Genomic DNA, 16,683 nt, shown 5'->3' with positions numbered 1-16,683 from the left:
TCTCATAATTTGACTATTATTTATGGTTCCTTTTATTTTGCAATTTTTATATAGATTTTATTCTCTTTTTCCTATTTCTCTTAATTTGTAATAATTTTATAAACACCAAAACTATTGCAATTCCTACAATACTTCCACATGAATCAATTATAACATCTTTTAATTGACCTGTTCTTCCAGGTACAAAAAGTTGATGAATCTCATCAGATATGGCATAAATTACACATATGAAAAACGCAAATAGTGGCTTTTTATTTATATTCTTAAACTTTAAAAGCAACAACATTGATAAAACTCCAAGCATCATGTATCCAATAAAATGACCGCTTTTTCTACCTATAAATTGAAGACTTTCTACAATATTGTCTTGCACTTCTTTTGGTTGTTCTCTAAACTTTGGTACTATTGATAAAACAACTTTAATAGTGTTTCCACTTGTATTTGATGATACTTCCCCATTTTGTGATGACATGGAAAAAATAAATAACATCCAGATCACAACTAGCACTGCGAAAATACTTTTTTTCACTATTATCATCTCCTTTCACAAATTATATTATAGACTATTTGCATAGAAAAAGAGACTATCTTTTTTTAGATAGCCTCTTTCATATAATTTAAAACATTTATTTTCTTTTCTTCTTTTTCTTTTTTTTCTTCTTTTTTACACCCTTTACTTCTGGTTCTTCTTTTTTCTCAATTTTGCAAGATTTTCGTATATTGTAATACATAATTGCACCTATGATAAATAGTACTGCTATACTTGCTTTGTTTAAGGCATCTCCTACCTTATTACCCATAGTAAAGTATCTAGCAACTAATAAAATAATACTAATAAATCCATATGCCATAATATGAGTTCCTGATACTTTAGCTACTTTTTTATTATCATATTTTTTCTCACTAACAAAAATTATATAGCGGCCCAAGTTGTATCTTAATGTTGCATAACCTAAAGCAATTGCAAGTATTCCTATCATTAAATCTGTATATAATCCGGTCATATTTTCCCTCCTCCTTATCCAAGTTTATTATATCATTTGTTGTCACAAAATTATAACAATATGGTTATATAAATATATATAAAAAAAAATTCGCTTCGCTTGAGCGACGTGTCGGCGAAACACTTCATATCGCCAACGAGATGCCTTCGCTATCGCTTCAGGCAATGACCTTGCTCAAAAATCACTTTGTGTGTGCGAATCATTTTGCTATCGCTTTAAGCCACTGTGTGGGCGCTATGGAATTTCAGGCAATGACCTTGCTCAAAATTCACTTTGCTATTTAACTTTTGCATATTTTATATTGCTATAATAACTATATACGTTTCCTATGTCTGCTGTTCTATAAGCATTAATTTTGTAGTAATATGTTTTCCCTATTTTTAATCCTTCATCATAAGCACTTAAAATAGAGCCACTTTTAATAGTATTTATTCTTTTATAATTTCCATTTTTACTTTCTGATCTGTAGATTGCATATCCATATGCACCATTGACTTTTTTCCAACTAATTTTTACTTTTCCATTTTTGTTGGCATTATTCTTTATACTGGAACTAGTACAAGATGCAATAACTGGTGTATTGCATCTTGTACTAGTTTTTAATATTGTTGAATATGACCCATAATCTCTATTTTTCCCGACTTTTCTATAAGCTCTTACTTTATAATAATATGTTTTTCCTGATGTTAGCTTGTTATCAGTAAATTTTGTATTTGTGCTACCACTAAGTTCCGCCACTCTTTTGTATGTTCCATTTTTACTAGTTGCTCTGTATACTCTGTATCCACTAGCATAACTCGCCTTATCCCAAGATAACTTTACTGAAGTTTTATAAGAAGACTTTTGTTTTAAGTTTTTAACTTGAGATGGATATTTTGTTTTTCCAGAAAAATAACTAGAATAATCTCCATAAAGATTTTCTTTATCTACTCCTTTGTAGGCTCTTATTTTATAATAATATGTTTTCCCACTTACTAGTCCTCTATCTGTGTAAGTATTTGAAGAATTGTTAGAGACTTTACCTACATCAGTGTACTTTCCATCTTTTGATGTAGCTCTATAAATTTTATATCCTGTTACGCCACCTTCTTTGTCCCATCTAATGTTCAAAGAATTAGTAGTGCTACTTAATACTTTTACTCCAGAGACTTTGTTTGGGTAAATTTTAAATGTAACATTCTTTTTACCTGTATAATTACCTATGCCTACAAGGGTTATATATCCCTTGCCGCTTAACATGTTCTCTCCATAATCCAATGAGTAGTCCTTGCCTTCTTCTAGTGTTTTATTGTTATATAAAGCAACAACACTTGGTCTTGAATTATCTGAATAAGATGTGAATCTTTCTCCACTACCTATTTTAGTTACTTTACAACCACTTAAATCATATCTTACTTTTACATTGCAAGTTGCTATTTTTTCTCTTTTAGTCTTTGCAGTAATTGTTGCATAACCCAGATTCACTCCTGTTACATTCCCTTTTGAATCTACTTTTGCCACATTTTCGTTGCTGCTAGTAAAAGATTGAATTGCATCACCATAAGATAGTTGTATACCATATAGTTCAAAGGATTTCCCAACTCCTATTGTTTTTTGCAGTTTATTTAAAGAAAACTTTTCGTTATTGTAATCAACTTTGCTGTAAGATGTTTTTGACATAGGGTATGATTTATTAAACTCTTTTTTAATAAATTGATCATCCCTTTTATGACTCGGGAATTCAACATTATTTCTTAGGAAATATGTATAATAAACATAATTATTATCACCATTAGCCGCATCCCAAGTATTATCTATATTGTACCATTTTGTGCCTATTTTCCCTATATTCCACGCATGATAGTCATTACCACCATAACCTGTAATACATCTTACTTTTACGCCTAAATCCTTCATCATTTTGTAAGTTAGTGTTGCATATCCATTACATACAACATTTTTTGACACAATACCATCATAAGCAGAGAATTTTTTCAAAGCATAATCGTACACTATATTTTCAGTAATAAAATCATGAACAGCCTTAGTTTTTGTGTATTCATCTTCATTATAAACATTCAGCTCGTCTAAAACTTTTTTCACTTCATAGTCAACACCTTGCTCCTGCTTATATGTTGAAAGATATTCCATTTCAAAAGTAAACTTTGTTTCATTAGATTTACTATCATTCCAGTCAACATAGTAAGAACTCCAGTGTCTAAGAAGATAATCTCCCTCACTAGAATTCGCACTTTCATTATCTGCTACTGCCATTGCAAATAAGTCTGTATATAAACTACTATAGTTCTTCTGTTTTATTGTAAATTCAATAGTTCCATTTCTTTTTACCATCTCTTCCTTCAAATAATTTGCAGCTTCTTTTTTTGTTGAAAAAACCTTATTTGAATAAAGTTTATAGGAATATTTTGGTGAATAAGTTTTTATATTCGCATTTTGATACAGAGGATTTACTATTTTTCCATCTGGCTCTTTTACAACTTCAATCTTTTCCTCTGATGTACCAATAGAAATAACTTTTGGATTAGTCTTATAATCAGAGTTTAAATTTTCTGCAAAAACATTAAAATTTCCTATTGAAATCAAATTAAATATCAATAGGATACATAAAAATAAACTAATTGTTTTCTTCAAATTTTTCATTTTCTCTCCCCCATACAACTTATTCTTTAAATCCGTAGTAAAATTGCCTCACTCTTAATTATTCGTTTATTTAATCAAATTTCCTTTTCATATGTTCATTTTTTTGTACAACAAAATAAAACACTAATCTTCAATTAAAACTTAATTTCTATATCAAAATCATGATATACTTCAAAACATATTGAAACTGTAAAATATTATGGATTACATAAAATGTCTTCTATATAATAATTACGTCATAATTAAAATCATCTTTAGTAGAATATGAATAAGATTGCTTTGTATAATAAAAAAGGAATTTTAGAAGAAGTGGTAGAAAGTGCTGATGAAAGAGATCTATATTTGGCTATGAAAACTAGTCATCTAGTTATCAAGTCTCTCAATTATGCCATATGTTCTTTTACATTTATCTTCTTGATTTTGCATGCCATATGGAAACATGAATATTTTATTATTGTTGCAGTAACATTATCCTTGGTACTTGTTTTAATATTCATAGTATATTTAATAGTAAATATTTATTTAGAAAAGCAGGAATAATTATTTATAATAATTAATTAAGCGGTATAATACCTAAGTATAATACCGCTTAATTAATAAATCTAAATACAGCCTTATAAAATATCTACTACAACATTTTTATTGATAGTTTTTTATTGTATTAATTTTTACACCTAGTTCTTCCAAGCGTTTTACAACAAAGTCTCTATCTTTATTTACTTCTTCTGTTAAATATAATATATCTTCTTCATCTATTTCTTCCAACTTGTTGTTAGCAACTGCATTTTTTATAAAATTGTTTTTTAGTCTGTCTAAGTCCAAATCATTGGATTGAATGTCTCCCATATTCCATGGAATTACTATGTTTTTTCCAGGAATATTTTCTGTTGGATTTCCTCGTCTTATTTCTATTCCATTTTGTTTAGCAAAAGTAAGCTGTGGCATAGGATGTTTTCCTGCTCCTGTGTACTCTGTTTCTTGTACTACTATTATTTGGTCTTCATCCATTTCTTTTGCTATAGATATGGCTGCTGCAAGAGAAGTGTTTCCTGCTGGTCCTCTTTCCATTCCTTCCACTTGAGCTAATGCTTCTGTTACGTAGAATACTTCTCCTTGTGTAACTGTTACATATCTATCCATGTATCTAAGAACTCTTGCTGCATTTCTTGGTACGTCAGATCTGTCTGGCCAAGTTGCAAATGGAACTCCAAATCCTGTGTGACCTGTTGTGAAAGATTTTTTGTTGAAGGCATGATCAGATGCCATGTGTAATCCGCTTAAATCAACTGATGCACCAACTATTTTAGTATCTTTTGCACCAGCTAAATTAAGACCTCTTTTAGTTCCAGTTAAGTTTCCTCCACCAGCGTGAGTTGCCACAACTACATCTGGGTATTTACCTTCCATTTCCATCATTTGATTGGCTAGTTCATATCCTAAACTTTCCACACCAGCTATTCCAAATGGAGTATATAAAGAAGCATTGAAATATCCTGTTTCTTCTAATAATTTTAGGAATGTATAGAATAATTCTGGTCCAACTGTTAATTGTATAACCTCTGCACCTAATGCTTCACATTTTCTAGTTTTTTCAAGTATTTCTGGTTGGCCTATTTTTTTAGAATCGAACACTTCTTGAACTATTATACATTTTAAACCCAGTTGAGCTGCTTGTGATGCTACAGCTGCACCATAGTTTCCACTAGTTGCTGCTATTACACCTTTGTATCCCATTTTCTTTGCATGATAAACAGATATAGCTGCTCTTCTAGCCTTAAACGATCCTGATGCATTTGCTGCTTCGTCTTTTACAAATATTCTAGCTCCCTTGCCTTTTTTTGAATATTTTCTAACTAAAGCAGTTATATTTTTAAGCTCCACTAAAGGAGTTCCTCCAACTTTTGCTTCTTTTTGTATTTTTACTATATCTTCTATTGAATAACCAACTGTTGCCATCATTTTTTCGTAATCAAAAGCTATTTTTCCATATTCATAAACACTATAATCAAGTCCTACTGCTTTCTTCATTATGTCATTTTTTCTGCCCATTACGGCTAAGTAAGACATATCCTTCATATCTACATCCCCTTCTCTTTAATAAGATCCTTTCTTTAACACTTGTTAGATCAAATCTTTTTCTTCGTTTAAATTTCTTCTTAATATCTTCTATTTATTATTTAATTCTTCGATTTCTCTTCTAAGTTCCATTCCAACTTGGATTAACTCTTTTACTGGCTCACCAAAATCATGTACGTGTCTAGGATTTATTGCACACAACTGTCCTTTCACACTTCTTCCTATTATTGTTTCTATCTCAATTTGATCACCTATTGTTGCTTCGTCTGTTATCATTAAACCTCTTATCCATTGAACTAAAGGTACTTCTTTTGTGTCATCTGGCACTTGAGGCGCTCTTTCTTCTGGCTTCAAAAGTACCTCTTGTATCTCTACCCAATCACCTTTTTTTGCTATAATCATTTTTAATTTAGCTCCTTCCTCAATTTGGTTTCTTATATTTCATAAACTCTAGGTCTATAACTAGCTAAGGTAGACCTAGAGTTTGGCTATCATTTAAATTTGTTTAAGCCTCTGCTTCAGCTATAGTTTTTACTTCTTCACCTTTACTATTTACGTACATTCTTCCCCAACCACTTATCATGGCAAATAACATTACTACAAGAAGTGCCCAACAGTAAAGTATCCATGGACACATTTGAGTTGTTGTAAGTGCAGGTACCATACTACCAAATTGTTCACTAGCTTGAACTGACAAGTTTTTAGTAAGTAATAAAGCTGGCGTCCAAGGTAGAGAATAAACTAGTGTACAAGCTGTTGCATCTAGTAAGTTTGCTCTTCTATATGGAGATATTTTGTATTTTTCCCCTAGTGGTTTAGCAAAAGATGTTCCTATTGCAAGTATTGGTGGTGCATTTAGTCCCATTATTCCAGACATTGCAAGCGCTAATCCCCCTATACTCATTTCCACTCCACGAGCAGTGTGTACAAATTTTTCTGTTATATTTATTAAAGCCTTGTCTCCTCCACCTTTTTGCATAATTCTTACACAAGCTAAAACTAAAAGTGCCAGAATACATATATCAACCATTCCGCCTATTCCATCTACTAGTAAACCTTGAACTGTTCCTTCTTTTATAAATAATAAATCTGAAGGACTTATCATCCCAAGGCCACATCCAAATATTGCTGCTGCTATTGACCCTATAGTTGTTGCTGCTATTATGTGGTGACCTTTAATTGCTAAAGTAATTGTTATTGCTGCTGGTATTAGCATTAATAATCCTTTTGGATTCATATATTGAGAAACCAAATCATAAGGAATGTCTTGAGCTGTTCCTCCACCACCAAATAACATAATTGCTACTAAAGTTGCTGCTCCAGCCACCAAGGAGTACTTTAATCTTGATTTTACAACTCCACCAACATCAGCTCCCTGAGTTGCTGCAGAGCATATAGTAGTATCAGACAGTGGTGCCAAGTTGTCACCAAATGCTCCTCCACCAACTATAGCTCCTGCCATAACAACTGGGTTTGCTCCAAGTAAAACACCTGCTGGATATAAAACTGACATACCTGCAACTATCGTTCCAAATCCTGTTCCTGCTGCTGTTGCAAATAATGCACTTGCTATAAATGTAATTGCCACGAAAACTCTTCCACTAGCTCCAACATTATATGCAAGCCAAATAATACCTTCAACTAAACCCGATGCTCTAAGAACTGATGCAAAAACACCTGCAAATATCCAACATGCTATAGGTGTTACTGCTATTGGATCTGCCATACCTTCTATAACCGTGTCACAATAAGTTTGTTTGTCTGTTGCAAAAAAATAAGTTGCCATAATTCCCAGTAATGCACCAATCCACATACCCCTTATATCCGGAGCATTAAGAACCGATATATAGATTGCTATTATTATAAATACTCCAAAAGGTAAAAAGGACATCCATCCTCCACCATGAAACCTAAGCGTCTTTTTTTCTTCCATTTTATAAAACCCTCCATTTTATAATTGATTATTATATCTGCCTTTTTATATAAGCAATTCTTATGCCAAGTTTTCAAATTTTTACAAAATAATCAATTTTATCTAAAATAAGGTCACTATATAACACTTTTTTGTTTTTTTAATGTATTGATAATACTTCCGTCTAGAATTTTCCCAAGGGAAAAGGGATATTATAATATCCTAGTAAGCAAAAAAGGAAAAACACTACCAGCAAGTCACATAATCTATAAAAAAATGTGCAACTTTTTTCCACCTGGAAATATTTTTCCTACTTATATATGTAATTTTTTTCACACTATAAATCTTCTTTCACATTGTACTCCACAATTTTATTAAAAAGTTGTCTTCTACTAATTTCTAAGTACTCTGCACTTTTTGTAATATTGCCATTAAATCTTTCTAAAACCTTTTTTATATAGTTTGCCTCAGCTTCTTGCTTAATTTCCTTTAAAGGTTTAATGTCTTCTAACTTTATAAAGTTTCCACAGTCTGATTCTATGTTAGGTTGAACATTTGCTGATACAAATTCCTTGCGAATGACTCCATTTTCTGATAAAACAACAAGTCTATCCAAAATATTTTTTAACTCTCTTATATTGCCTTTGTATTCATAATTTAGTAAATGATCCATTACATCATCTTCTACATTTATAATTTTTTTATTATATTTGGCAGAAGATTTTTTCAAAAAGAAATCAATTAACATGGGTAAGTCTTCTTTTCTTTCTTTTAGTGATGGTAAATGAATAGAAATTGTGTTTATTCTATAAAATAAGTCTTCCCTAAATTCTTTATTTTCTATTGCTTCATAAAAGTCCTTGTTAGTAGCACAAATTAATCTAAAATCCACATCTATAGGTTTATTACTTCCGATTTTTTCTATAGTTCTGTTTTCCAAAACTCTAAGGAGTTTTACTTGAGTATTTAGATCAATATCTCCTACTTCATCTAAAAATAAGGTTCCACCGTGAGCTTCTTCAAAGCGACCAATCCTTTTATTAAATGCACCTGTAAAAGATCCCTTTTCATGACCAAATAACTCAGACTCTAATAAGCCACTTGAAAATGCCTGACAGTTAACTGGTACAAATTTTTCATTCTTTCTTTTACTATTTTCATAAATAAACCTGGCCATTACTTCCTTGCCTGTTCCTGATTCCCCTGTTATTAAAACATTCACATCTGCAGATGCTGCTTTTTTAGCAATTCTTAATATTTTTCTAAAGTTATAGTTTTTAGTATCTAGTAAAAACTTATTATTTATTTTTTCAACTTTTTTTGTACTTTCACATTCTTTCTTAACTTTCTCAATTTCTCTTAAAAGCTCTGCAGGATTACTCCCCTTTATAAAATATCCCAAAGCTCCTTTTTTCATGGCTTCCACAGCATTTTTTATTGTGCCAAAACCAGTAATTAGCATTACATAGCTATTCATATAGTTATTTTTTATTTCTTCCAACAAATGAATTCCATCCATACCATTCATTTTTAAATCTGTTAAAACTAAGTGAAATTTCTCTTTTTTTAATATTTCTAAAGCTTCTTCCCCACTACTAGCTACTTTTGTTTTGTATCCTTCACTTTGCAAAATCATGTTTATAACTTCTTGATATTGTATCTCATCATCAACTACAAGTATTTTAAAATTATCCACCTAAATCTGTTCCCCCTTTGTAGGTATTTCAATCCTAAATGTTGTCCCTATATTTATTTCACTACTAGTTATTTCAATATTTCCACCTAGTTTTTGTACTTCATTATAAACTATGAAAAGACCTAAACCAGTTCCCTTTCCTGGGTTTTTAGTTGTAAAAAACGGATTGAATATATTATCTAAATTATGTTTTTCAATACCAATTCCACTATCAGTAATGTCAATTTCTATAATAGGACCTTTATCAACACAAGTAATTTTTATAATTCCTCCATTTGGCATGGAGTCAACAGCATTAGTTATTAAATTTATAAAAATATGTTTTAAACTTTCCTCATTAGTATAAATACCTATATTTTCACATTCTAAAATTGGTTCTATGTTCATCTCTTTCATAGACTTCTTCTCCAATTGTAAAATAAGAAGTAAAAACTCCCTTATGTTTATTTCTCTATATTCATTCCCAGATATGGATGAGAAGTTAAGAAGGTTGTCTATAATTCCGCTTGCTCTTTCCACAGATAGTTCAATATTATCTATGCCCTTTTTGTATATTTCTTCATTTTGTCTAGCATTTTTCCCCTGAAGAAGATAACAGTAATTTCTAATAATACCTAAAGGATTTCTTATTTCGTGGGCAACACCTGCAGCTAGTTGACCAATTGCAGCCATTTTTTCTGATTGTAATAATTGTTTTTCCGTTGCCTTATTGTTAGTAATATCATTTATAGTAATCAACATATCATAGTCCTTATTTTCGTCATTTTTATTATCTAACTGTTCTATGTCTTTTATATTTCTTACATGAATTTTATAAATTCTATTATTATAATTAAATTCAAAAGGCGTATTTTTTATATTTTTAACATCAAATATATTATTTTTATTTAAAGAATAAATTCCCTTATTTATAATATTCACCAAAGTTTCATGACTTTTAGGAACTGCCAAAACAACATCATTTTCATATATTTCTTTTTCTACTATTTTTAATTTTCCTTCATAATGATTTTTTTGTATAAAATAACTACAAACTGGTTCATCACCAACTACAGCATCAGCTTCACCACGTTCTAATACTTTCAAAGCTTCATTAATATCTGCTACATAAACATATTTTGCATTCTCCACATTTTCTTCTAAATATTCATTAGTATAGTCCCCTAGCTGAACTGCTATTGTTTTATTGTTTAAGTCCCAAAGATTTTTTATCTCTTCATTGTTATCCTTAGTTACAATAACTCCCCTTAACTTGTATATTGGGTTACTAAATAAGTAATTTTTCGATCTTCCTACACTTGGAAACATGTCACATATATCTGTATTTTCATTTTTTAATTCTGATAATGCCTTGTCCCAAACTAAAGGTCTCACCTCAATTTGCAAACCACTTTCTATAGACAATGAATTTAGATAGTCAATAAAAATCCCCTTATATTGATTGTCCGTATCCACATATCTAAGTGGTGGTGCATTTTTATCTGCACCATATATTATTTCTCTGTGGCTCTTAAGCCACTGTTTTTCTTCTTCAGTTAGTGGCTTAGATATTTGGGTATACTCCATTAAACTAACGCCATATTGATTTTCTACTATATAATTAACTAAGTTAATTGTAAAAACTAATATTAGGACCCCCGAAATATATATCTTTTTCCTCATAATAACCCCTTTTTTATCATTTTTAGACTCAGTATAATTATATATCATTTTATATTCACATAGCTTTTACTTATATAATTCTTTGTAATATTTTATGTACCATATTTGTAAAACAAAAAAAATATAACTGTTATATTATTTGAGGATTTTTCCCATAATCCTAGTATGACTATTAGTATAAGGAGGAATTCTCTTGTTTAAAATTTTAAAAAAGTTAAAATTTATTATTGTATCAACAAGTTTAATTTTAATAGTAATTGGTGTAGTGGCTTATGCTGATTTATTTCCATATAAAAAATCAAATAGCTTACCTTCTTCCACTAAAGTAAAAGAAAATACTGAGGATAATAATTATACAGAAGGTTCAACTAAAGATGAAACTTCACAAAAGACTACAAACATCTTACTTTTGGATGATAAGTCAGACTCCATGGTAGTGGCATCACTTGACCAAACCAATAAGGATATAAAATTAACAGAAGTTGCAAATACAGGTTGTTTTGACAGAAGTAACATGGATAATTTATTAAATACTGTTGAGAAAAATCAAAATATAAATTTAGATAAGTTTTTACAAGTTGATACATCTAAACTAATGAATGTAATTTCTATTTTAGGTGATATATCTGTTAATATTAAGGCGGAAGATTTAAACCTTATTAATAATTTAATTCCAAAGTTTTATTCCAAGCTTCAAGGTGAAGATAAAGGTAAGATGAAATTAATAACTTCTCCAGGCGTTCAAAACATAAACGAATACCAAACATTGGCCTATATTAGTGTGATTTCAAAAGATAGCAATAAGCAAAAAGATGCTCTTCTTGCTTTAGCTAAAAATGTGAAGGATCTAGGTTTTAATAAATCCCTTGAAATTTATAATAAAATTAAACCTTACGTGGAAACAAATTTAACTATTCCTGATATGCTAAAACTTGCATCAACTGAATATTAATTTAAGTAAAATAAAGCCGGCTTTGGAGTCGGTTTTTTTGTTTTTGGGATAAAATAGTGATTTAGTAGTATATCAATATGATATAATTATTTATTATTGATAAGGAGGCTTACTTTGGCAAAAAAACAAAAGAATTTTAACTTAAAAACTATTACTGTGGTATTACTTTTACTACTTATAGGCATACCTTGTATCACCTTCTGGGCTTTGCAAAATAATAAAAATTCAAGGACAGATAATTCATCTACTGAAAATACTTCAAACAATATTACAAATATTTTATTACTTGGAACTGATGGTAGAGATAAGGAAGAAGCCTTTAGATCAGACTGCATGATTATTGCCACACTGGATATGAAAAACAAGAGCATAAAACTTACATCATTAGCTCGTGATACTTATGTTGATATACCTGGACATGGAAAGGGTAAACTTAACGAGGCTTATTTTTGAGGAAAGCAAGATTTGCTATTTAAAACCATAAAAAATAACTTTGGAATTGAGCTATATAAATACATACAAGTAGATTTTGATAATTTAATGAATATAATATTTATCTTAGGCGGAGTTGAGGTAAATGTGGATGGGCATGAATTGAAAGCTGTAAATAATTTAATTCCTGCTTCTTATGAAAGTTGTACTTATGAAAATAAGGGTTCTATGAAACTTTTAGATTCAGCAGGTGTGCAAAAGCTCAATGGATACCAAGCTATTGCTTATACTAGAATAAGATATTCAGACAATGCTATTAATAGAGATTCTAGACAAAGAGAAGTTCTTATGTCAGCCCTTAGAGATATAAAAAACAAAGCTACATCAACTCAGGACAAAACTCTTAAAGAGTTGGCTCCATACTACTCAACAAATGTTACGTCTTCAGAGATTTTGAATTTGGCTGCCAATGCCTACTCTTCTGGGGCTATTAACAATGTTAAACAGGGGCAATTCCCTATTATAGATGATGTTCACTCTAAAGGTGGTACTTACAAGGATGCTGGCTGGGTATGGTTATATGATGTAAATTCTGTCTGTGTCTTGAAAGATTTTATTTTTAACGATATAGATATGAAGGATAATGATTATTTAAAAGACAACAGTAAAATTGAACTTAATTACTAGAAACATATAAAAATAAAAAGATAGTTTAAATAAAAAAGGATCTATACAGATCCTTTTTTTAGCGTGATATTTTTCCTACTCCATTGTACATTAAATTCTCCACGTCCTCTACAGAGACTAAATTGGCATCTCCGTGAATACTATGTTTTAAAGCTGAAGCAGCAGTGGCAAATTCACAAGTATAATCTGGCTCTTTATTATTTATAATAGAGTAAATTATTCCTGCAGTTAAGCTATCTCCACCACCAACTCTATCGATTATATCGTCAATTGTTATAACTGAAGATGAAAATAAACGCCCATCCCTATAGTAATTACATTGTAAATTGTTTACGGATGAAGATACTATATTTCTCATGGAAGAAAATATATACTTAATATTAGGGTAAGTTTTACTGATTTCATAATAATAGAATTTTAATTTTTCGTGTTTATCTTCTAAATTACTATTAATTAGTAAAATATTTTCAGCGTCCAGTATCCCCGCTGATAGTAAATTTACATAAGGCAATATTTCTAAAGTGGCTTTTCTAGCCTCTTCCAAAGTCCATAATTTTGCCCTGTAATTTGAGTCATAGCTAACCATTATATTATTTTTCTTACAGTGTTCTAATATTTTCATAGTTAATTTTCTAAGGTCATTAGAAAGAGCTAAAGTTATGCCAGAAAAATGAAAAACGCCTACTCCTTCTAAAGCTTTTTCTATATGTAAATCATCTACTTTCATGTTTGCAAAAGCAGAATCAGCTCTATCATAAATTACCTTAGATGCTCTGTTTCCACTACCTACTTGTAAAAAGTATATTCCCGTTCTTTTATCACTTTTATTTATAAAATTTGTATCCACACTGTGACTACTTAAATAGTTTGTAATACTTTTTCCTATATCATCATTAGAAACACACGTTAACATTCTAGTGTCTACTCCGTAGTTAGATAAAGAAACTAAAACATTAGCTTCTCCTCCACCATAATTAGCATTAAAACTATTACACTGTGTTATCATTTGTCCTTTATTTGTAGATAATCTAAGCATTATCTCTCCAAATCCTGCAACCCTCATATTACTTACCTCTAGTTTCATTTAATTTAGAAATATAACTTTCACAAATTGATGTTATTTCTTCAAGTCTTCCTTCTTCACCAAGGCTGTTTAGTTCTCCACCAATTCCCACTGCATCAACTCCAGCTTTTATCCATGAATCTAAATTATCTAAATTAACTCCACCTGTTACCATTATGTTGGCATAAGGTAATGGTCCTTTTATTGCCTTTATATATCCTTGTCCAAAAGCACTTCCTGGGAATAATTTCACAAAATCCACGCCTACTTCATGAGCTTCTATCACTTCATTTATAGTCATTACACCTGGAATATATGGAACTTTATATCTGTTACATATTTTTGCTGTTTCTGCAGAAAATCCTGGCGATACTATATATTTTGCCCCAGCAAGCATGGCAGCTCTTGCAGTTTCTGAGTCAAGTACTGTTCCTGCTCCTATTATTACATCTTCTTGTTCGTCAAACTCCTCGCTTAAATCCTTTATTATATCGTTTGCAAATTTATTAGTATAAGTTACTTCTATGGCTTTAACTCCACCTTTTATACAAGCTTTTGATATCTCAACCCCAACTTCTTTTGAGTTTCCTCTAACTACTGCCACTACACCACAGTCTGCTAATGCTTTTAATGTATTTATTTTAATCATTTTATTTCCCCCAAAAATTCAGTTTTTTATATACAAATAACTCATTTCAATTAATATTTCCGCTTTATACTTAATTGAAATGAGTTTCTTTATAAGTTATTTAGCTCTCTCTTAATAGAATAAATTTACTATGAATGTAGAGAACACTGGTATATATGTTATTAAAAGTAAGTTTAATATTAATAAACCATAGAATGGTAGTGCCTCTTTAATAAATGCCTTTGTTTTACACTTGGTGATACCACATGTGACGAACATCAGAGTTCCCATTGGTGGTGAAATGGCACCTATTGCATTGTTAAATATGTAAATCATAGCAAATTGTATTTCATTAATCCCATAAGCTGCAGCAACTGGTGCAAGTAATGGAACTAAAATTATCATAGATGCATTTCCTTCTATAAACATACCTACTATTAATAGGAATAAGTTAACTAATATTAAAAATAAATATTTGTTATCTATTACTGTAACCATCCATTCAGTTAATTGTTGAGGTATTCTTTCTTTTGTTAATATCCATGAAAATACGCTGGCAGCTCCAACTATTAGCATTATTGATGCTGTAGTTGTAACAGTTTCTTTTAATCCCACTACCATATCTTTTATTTTTATTTCTCTATAAATCAATCCTAAAACTAAAGCATATATTATTGCTATTGATCCTGCTTCCGTTGCAGTAAATGCTCCCACACGTATACCACCTATTATTAATATTGGTAAACATAATGGTAATATTGCTGGCTTTAAAACCTTTGTAAATTCTTGTACTGTTATTTTTCCTGTTCTTATTGGCACATACCCTCTTTTTTTAGATATTATTGCAACTAATAACATCATACTTACACAAAGAAGTGCTCCTATACCGATACCTGACATGAATAGTTGTCCTATAGAAACATTAGCTATACATCCATAAAGAATCATTGCTATTCCTGGAGGTATTAATGGTGTTATCATAGAAGAACATGCTGTAACAACTGTTGAGAAAGAGTTGGAAAAACCTTTTCTCTCCATTTCTGGAACTATCATTTTTGATTGCATTGCTGCATCTGCTATATTTGATCCTGAAAGTCCACCCATTAAAGTAGATAATAAAACGTTTACTTGAGCAAGACCACCAGACATTCTACCTGTTATTACTTCACAGAAATCCATTATTCTTTTAGTTACACCAGTATAGTTCATAAATATACCAGCACAGATGAAAAATGGTATGGCTAGTAATGATATACTTTCTACTCCTGTAATTGCTTGTTGTGCATATACTATTGGATTTGCATATGGATCAAGTAAGAAATACATTGCAGATCCACCTAATACAGATATGTATACAGGTACTTTCATGAATAATAACACTAACATTACTATTGCTGCTAAAACAATTCCTGAACTCATTAAATAGCCACCCCTTCTTCATTAATTTCTTCTTCGTTCTTATTTATATATTTAGAAGTAAAGTAACTTACTATCATTAATAAGTATGATACTGGTGCTATACCGTATATTAATGTGTAAGGTATTTTTAGCATACTTGTAGCTCTTTCACTACTTACGAATACTCCCACGAATCTTATACTTTGAACAAATAAGTAAGATATCACAAATAAAACAACTAAATCAACTATTATTCCTATTACCTTTTGCACAGGTTTTGGGAACATTTCAACAACCATTTCTATTGCAACATGATTTCCTGTTCTAAATGCCGCTCCACCTGCACCAAATACTATCCAAACCATACAGAATAATTGTACTTCTTCCAACCAAGTAAATGGTTTTCCTATGACATATCTCATTACAACTCCAGAAGATGTAAGGCCAACAAGTACAATTAAAGCTACTACGGCTACAAAAATATCTAAGTTTTTAACTATTTTTAGAAATGTATTATCCTTTTTCACTTTATT

At 30.5% G+C, this 16,683-nt stretch carries 14 protein-coding genes and 1 pseudogene; 3 read left to right on the top strand and 12 right to left on the bottom strand.

Annotated features, from left to right (window positions below; all coding sequences use genetic code 11):
* Nucleotides 1-46 precede the first annotated feature (46 nt).
* From K0040_RS00165 to K0040_RS00155, 3 genes are all read right to left on the bottom strand, one after another.
* Nucleotides 47-529, bottom strand: coding sequence for a VanZ family protein (locus tag K0040_RS00165; protein ID WP_228106963.1), 483 nt, complete (start codon nucleotides 527-529; stop codon nucleotides 47-49).
* 97 nt (nucleotides 530-626) lie between these two features.
* Complete coding sequence (locus K0040_RS00160) at nucleotides 627-1,004, bottom strand: hypothetical protein (RefSeq protein WP_228106962.1); 378 nt, start codon at nucleotides 1,002-1,004, stop codon at nucleotides 627-629.
* A 276-nt stretch (nucleotides 1,005-1,280) separates the two neighbouring features.
* The gene (locus K0040_RS00155) at nucleotides 1,281-3,644 is read right to left on the bottom strand and encodes a fibronectin type III domain-containing protein (RefSeq protein WP_228106961.1); all 2,364 of its coding nucleotides are present in this window, start codon (nucleotides 3,642-3,644) and stop codon (nucleotides 1,281-1,283) included.
* 264 nt (nucleotides 3,645-3,908) lie between these two features.
* Here K0040_RS00155 and K0040_RS00150 point away from each other — a divergent pair, with 264 nt between their 5' ends.
* Entirely contained in the window at nucleotides 3,909-4,184 is a 276-nt protein-coding gene (locus K0040_RS00150; protein ID WP_228106960.1) for a hypothetical protein, read from the top strand.
* Nucleotides 4,185-4,283: 99 nt separating this feature from the next.
* On the opposite strand, the gene ortB is transcribed toward K0040_RS00150, so the two are convergent.
* The 5 genes from ortB to K0040_RS00125 form a co-directional block, all read right to left on the bottom strand.
* The gene (gene ortB, locus K0040_RS00145; RefSeq protein ID WP_228106959.1) at nucleotides 4,284-5,720 is read right to left on the bottom strand and encodes a 2-amino-4-oxopentanoate thiolase subunit OrtB; all 1,437 of its coding nucleotides are present in this window, start codon (nucleotides 5,718-5,720) and stop codon (nucleotides 4,284-4,286) included.
* A gap of 90 nt (nucleotides 5,721-5,810) precedes the next feature.
* Nucleotides 5,811-6,122, bottom strand: a complete 312-nt coding sequence (gene ortA, locus K0040_RS00140) for a 2-amino-4-oxopentanoate thiolase subunit OrtA (protein ID WP_265588764.1) — start codon at nucleotides 6,120-6,122, stop codon at nucleotides 5,811-5,813.
* A 103-nt stretch (nucleotides 6,123-6,225) separates the two neighbouring features.
* Nucleotides 6,226-7,653, bottom strand: a complete 1,428-nt coding sequence (locus K0040_RS00135) for a Na+/H+ antiporter NhaC family protein (protein ID WP_228106958.1) — start codon at nucleotides 7,651-7,653, stop codon at nucleotides 6,226-6,228.
* 316 nt (nucleotides 7,654-7,969) lie between these two features.
* Nucleotides 7,970-9,328 (bottom strand): sigma-54-dependent transcriptional regulator, encoded by a 1,359-nt coding sequence (locus K0040_RS20965; RefSeq protein ID WP_228106957.1) that lies wholly within the window; start codon nucleotides 9,326-9,328, stop codon nucleotides 7,970-7,972.
* Nucleotides 9,329-10,990, bottom strand: a complete 1,662-nt coding sequence (locus K0040_RS00125) for an ATP-binding protein (protein WP_228106956.1) — start codon at nucleotides 10,988-10,990, stop codon at nucleotides 9,329-9,331.
* A gap of 193 nt (nucleotides 10,991-11,183) precedes the next feature.
* Between K0040_RS00125 and K0040_RS00120 the strand changes: the two genes are divergently transcribed.
* Nucleotides 11,184-11,942: an LCP family glycopolymer transferase gene (locus tag K0040_RS00120; RefSeq protein ID WP_228106955.1), complete on the top strand. Its 759-nt coding sequence runs from the start codon at nucleotides 11,184-11,186 to the stop codon at nucleotides 11,940-11,942.
* A 156-nt stretch (nucleotides 11,943-12,098) separates the two neighbouring features.
* Nucleotides 12,099-13,061: pseudogene (locus K0040_RS00115) on the top strand (LCP family protein).
* Between the two features lie 58 nt (nucleotides 13,062-13,119).
* Here the strand turns inward: K0040_RS00115 and K0040_RS00110 are convergent.
* From K0040_RS00110 to K0040_RS00095, 4 genes are all read right to left on the bottom strand, one after another.
* Nucleotides 13,120-14,145: a sugar kinase gene (locus K0040_RS00110; RefSeq protein WP_228106954.1), complete on the bottom strand. Its 1,026-nt coding sequence runs from the start codon at nucleotides 14,143-14,145 to the stop codon at nucleotides 13,120-13,122.
* A complete protein-coding gene (locus K0040_RS00105) occupies nucleotides 14,126-14,773 on the bottom strand; it encodes a bifunctional 2-keto-4-hydroxyglutarate aldolase/2-keto-3-deoxy-6-phosphogluconate aldolase (protein WP_228106953.1) in 648 nt (215 codons plus the stop codon). Before K0040_RS00105 ends, K0040_RS00110 begins: the two co-directional genes overlap by 20 nt.
* A gap of 111 nt (nucleotides 14,774-14,884) precedes the next feature.
* On the bottom strand, nucleotides 14,885-16,171 hold the full coding sequence (locus K0040_RS00100) for a TRAP transporter large permease (RefSeq protein ID WP_228106952.1): 1,287 nt from the start codon (nucleotides 16,169-16,171) through the stop codon (nucleotides 14,885-14,887).
* Entirely contained in the window at nucleotides 16,171-16,677 is a 507-nt protein-coding gene (locus tag K0040_RS00095; RefSeq protein WP_228106951.1) for a TRAP transporter small permease, read from the bottom strand. Before K0040_RS00095 ends, K0040_RS00100 begins: the two co-directional genes overlap by 1 nt.
* Nucleotides 16,678-16,683: the final 6 nt, after the last annotated feature.

It is taken from the genome of Terrisporobacter petrolearius, assembly GCF_020748185.1.
GTDB lineage: Bacteria > Bacillota > Clostridia > Peptostreptococcales > Peptostreptococcaceae > Terrisporobacter > Terrisporobacter petrolearius.
Note: the sequence above shows the minus strand (reverse complement) of the source record. Positions and strands in the feature narration are given on the sequence as shown.